The 4,340-nt window shown below is 74.7% G+C and carries 2 protein-coding genes and 1 pseudogene; all 3 read right to left on the bottom strand.

Features of this window, described 5'->3' with window-relative positions:
- Positions 1 to 1,704 (bottom strand): circularly permuted type 2 ATP-grasp protein (locus tag CTKZ_RS11145; RefSeq protein ID WP_124343012.1); only part of this gene is annotated, 1,704 nt, incomplete at its 3' end.
- Positions 1,705 to 1,841: 137 nt separating this feature from the next.
- On the bottom strand, positions 1,842 to 3,812 hold the full coding sequence (locus CTKZ_RS11140; protein ID WP_124343011.1) for a glycoside hydrolase family 15 protein: 1,971 nt from the start codon (positions 3,810 to 3,812) through the stop codon (positions 1,842 to 1,844).
- A 218-nt stretch (positions 3,813 to 4,030) separates the two neighbouring features.
- Positions 4,031 to 4,340 (bottom strand): annotated as a pseudogene (locus CTKZ_RS11135) (aspartate aminotransferase family protein); the annotation flags it as partial.

Genomic DNA, 4,340 nt, shown 5'->3' with positions numbered 1-4,340 from the left:
CAGCACGGTCAGCGCGCGCCCGCCTGCCGACGCCGGGCGCGCGTGGAAGTCGTCCCAGCGGTCGGCGACGACGCGCAGCACGCGCGTGCGGTCCTCGGCGCGCTCCGCATAGCGGCCCATCCAGTACAGGTTCTCCGCGGTGCGCGGCGAGATGCCCGTCGCGGGGATGCGCGCGACGACCGTCTCCGCGGGCGTCTCGTCGGCGGTCTCCGCGACGGGTTCGGTCGACGACGCGAGCACCCACACGTCCTTCGCCGTCGCCCCCGTCGCCGACGACACCACTGCCTGGGGCGCGACCCGCGCGAGTCCGCCCGCCATCACCGCGTACGTGGACCGGTGCGCGACCGCGAACGTGCGCAGCACCGCGGCGCGCGGGCCGAGGTCGGCGGGACCGACGCCGTCGGCGGTGGCCAGCTCGGACCCGACACCCACGGGTGCGCCGTCGACGACCGGCCCGGCGGGCCCGACGGGCTCCTGGCCGACCCACGCCCAGGGCTCGGCGGCGATCCGGTCCGCGAGGTCGGCGCGCTCGCGGTGGCCGAGGGTCCAGCCGAGGATCGCGCCGCCGTCGGCGCCGCGCGCGGTCGGCAGCAGCACGAGGCTCGCGAGATTGGTCAGCACGTGCTGCCGGGACGCGTCCTCGCCGCACCACCACGTCGGGGCGGACGGCAGCAGCAGGTCCTGGTCGAGGACCGTGCGCGCGAGACGGGGCAGGTACGCGAGCAGTGCCGGGTTCTCGAGCACCGAGCTGCCCAGGGGGTTGACCAGGCTGACCGTGCCCGCGCGCACCGCCCGCACCAGCCCGGGGACACCGAGCCGCGAGCCGGCGCGCAGGTCGAGCGGGTCGCACCACTCGGCGTCGACGCGGCGCAGCAGCACGTCGACCCGTTCGAGCCCGTCGAGGCCGCGCATCCACACGCGTCCCTCGCGGACCAGCAGGTCGCCGCCCTCGACGAGCGGCAGGCCCAGCATCGACGCGAGGTACGCCTGGTCGAACGCGGTCTCGCTCGCGGGCCCCGACGACAGCAGCGCGACGCGCGGCTCGTCGGACTCGCGCGGCGCCGCGTCGCGCAGGGCCTGCCGCAGCGCGTGGAAGAACGGGCCGAGCCGCTGGATCGACGCCTGCCGGTACGTGCCGGCCATGACCTGCGCGACGACGCGCCGGTCCTCCATCGCGTACGCCGCGCCCGACGGTGCCTGCGTGCGGTCGGCGACCGCGCACCACGCGCCGGACCCGTCCCGGACGAGGTCCGTCGCGGTGAGCACGAGCTCGCGCCCGCCCGGCATCCGCAGGCCGTCGACCTGGCGGAGGAAGCCGGGGTGCGCGAGCACGGTGGTCGGGGGCAGGAGCTGGTCGGTGAGCAGGCGACGCGCGCCGTACACGTCCTGCAGGACCGCGTCGAGCAGCTCGGCCCGCTGCACGAGCGCCGCGTCGAGGGCCGTCCACTCGGGCTCGTCGACGACCACCGGGACCGGGTCGAGCCGCCACGGGTGCGCGCCGCCCTCGGGAGCGTCGGCGCCGTACGTGACGCCGTGGTCCGCGAGCAGCCGCTCGGCCTCCGCGTGCGCGCGGGCCAGGTCGGCGGGCGTCGGCTCGTCGCCGGGGTCGACGACGCGCGACCAGTCGGGGCGGAAGTCGTCGAGCGTGACGCCCGCGTCCGACCCGTCGGCCGGTCGCACCGGCGTCGAGAGCAGGTCCGTCACGGGGAAGAGTCTGTCCCATCGTCTCCGCTCGGCGAGGTTGCGACATCGTCCCGAGACGGAGGCGTCGACGTCGCTCCCCCCGGACGACGTCGCACACCAGACGTGCGCGGGCGTGCCTGCCGGGACGCAGGGAGCCCTCAGCCGCCGCGGTTGGGGGGTTCGAAGTGGATGCCGTCGTGGCCGACGCGCTCCTCGGCGCGGATGACGTGCATGACCGCGTTGATGAGGGCCAGGTGCGTGAACGCCTGCGGGAAGTTGCCGAGGTGACGGCCGGTGCGGGTGTCGATCTCCTCGGCGTACAGGTTGAGCGTCGACGCGAACGACAGCAGCCGCTCGCACAGCGCCCGCCCGCGCTCGACCTCGCCGATCTCGACCAGCGCGCTGACCAGCCAGAACGAGCAGATCGTGAACGCGCCCTCCTCGCCCTCGAGCCCGTCGTCGGTCTCCTCGACGCGGTACCGCAGGACCAGGCCGTCGACGGTGAGCTCGTCGGCGATCGCGAGGACGGTCGCGCGCACCCGCGGGTCGTCGGGCGGCAGGAACCGCAGCAGCGGCACGAGCAGCAGGGACGCGTCGAGCGCGTCGGAGCCGTACCGCTGCACGAACACGCCGCGGGAGTCGACGCCGTTGCGGCAGATGTCGGCGTGGATCTCGGCCGCGAGCTTGGCCCACTGCTCGGCGAAGTCGTGCTCGTCGTGCATCCGCGCGAGCCGTGCGCCGCGGTCGAGCGCGACCCAGCACATGAGCTTCGACGACGTGAAGTGCTGCGGGTCGCCGCGCACCTCCCAGATGCCGCGGTCGGGCTCGTGCCAGTGCTTGATCGCGGCCTCGACCTGGAGCTTGAGGACGGGCCACAGCGACTCGGGGAGCTGCTCGCGCGACTTGGCGTGCAGGTACACCGAGTCGAGCACGGCACCCCAGACGTCGTGCTGCTGCTGGTCGTACGCCGCGTTCCCGACGCGCACGGGCTGCGCGCCCTCGTACCCGGACAGGTGCCCGAGCTCCGACTCGTCGAGCCGGTCCTCGCCGCCGACGCCGTACATGATCTGCAGGTCCTTGTTCCCGCGGCAGACGTCGTGGATGAACGCGAAGAAGTCGTTCGCCTCGCGGTCCAGGCCGAGCGTGTAGAGGCCCCACAGGGCGAACGTCGAGTCGCGGATCCACGCGTACCGGTAGTCCCAGTTCCGCTCGCCGCCGGGAGTCTCGGGCAGCGACGTCGTGGCCGCCGCGAGCAGCGCACCCGTCGGCGCGTACGTCAGACCCTTGAGCGTGAGCGCGGAGCGCTGGAGGTACGTGCGCCACGGGTGGTCGGGGAAGACGCCGAGCGTGATCCACTCCCGCCAGTACTCCTGCGTGCGCCACGACATGTCGGCCGCCTGCTCCCACGTGCGCGGCGCGGGCAGCGGTGACCACGACAGCGCGACGAACGCCTTGTCGCCGTTCGACATGCGCGTCCGCGCCGACGCGGCCCGCCCGTCGACCCCGAGCCGCAGGCTCGACGTGAGCGTCAGGCTCAGGTCGCCCTCCTCCTGCGGCACGGTCCGCACCGCGTGGTAGTCGGCGCCGGTGTACTCCCACTCGGTGTGCCCGCGTCCGTAGTCGAGCGCCGGCTCGCACTCGACCTGCAGGTCGACGGTCCCGCTCACGCACGTGATCGTGCGCAGCAGGATGTGCTCGGCGTCGTCGTCCGTGGGCGTGCGGCGGTGCGTCGCCGACCGCTCGGTCGTGTTGTGCCAGGGGCCCATGACCATCGCGTCGCGCACCATGAGCCAGCCCGTCGGCGTCTGCCACGTCGTCTCGAGCACGAGCGTGCCCGGCAGGTAGCGGCGGGCCGTCGGGACCCGGATCCCGTGCGGACCCACCCGGAACGAGCCCGCGGCACGGTCCAGGATCGACGCGAACACGCTCGGCGAGTCCGGTCGCGGCACGCACATCCACTCGACCGCGCCCGACGGCGAGATCAGGCAGTTCGACTCGCAGTCCGACAGGAACGCGTAGCTCGCGATCGCCGGGAACGCCGACCGGTGCTGCGAGTCGGAACCGTGGTGCGGGCGCGTGAGGGCCACGTCGGCCCGGGAGGGGGCCTCGGGCGGGGGCACGGGCGTCATGTCCCCAGCGTCGACCCGCGCGGTGTCGCTGTCGCCACGAGCGTGTTGCGGTCGTGTGACGTGGGCGGACACGGCGCGGCCGACGTGCGCGGACCCGGTCCGGGCGCCGTGCGGCGCGACGTCCGGTGCCGCGTCCGGGACGAGGGGCGTCACCGCGGTCGGCGAGCTGCCGGACGCGTGCGGCGCTCGCGGGTCGCCCCCGGCGCGCGGCACCGCCGTCAGCTCCCGACCGCCGACGCGACCGCGCGCCGCACCGCCTCGACCGTCGCCGTGACCTCGCTGTCGTCGGTCGCCCAGTTGCTCACCGAGAACCGGATCACGTCGCGGTCCCGCCAGTGCGACGTGTACGCGTACGCGACGCCCTCCTCGCGCAGCGCCGCCGCGACCGCCTGGGTGCGCGCGTCGTCGGCCAGCGCGACGCACACCTGCGTGTACACGACGTCGTTGACGACCTCGACGCCGTCGATGCGCGCGAGCCCTTCGGCCAGCGCGGTCGCACCGTCGGCGAGCCGCTCGACCAGCGCCGCG

This window comes from Cellulomonas algicola, assembly GCF_003851725.1.
GTDB classification, from domain to species: domain Bacteria; phylum Actinomycetota; class Actinomycetes; order Actinomycetales; family Cellulomonadaceae; genus Cellulomonas; species Cellulomonas algicola.
This window is presented reverse-complemented; position numbering and strand designations above follow the sequence as displayed.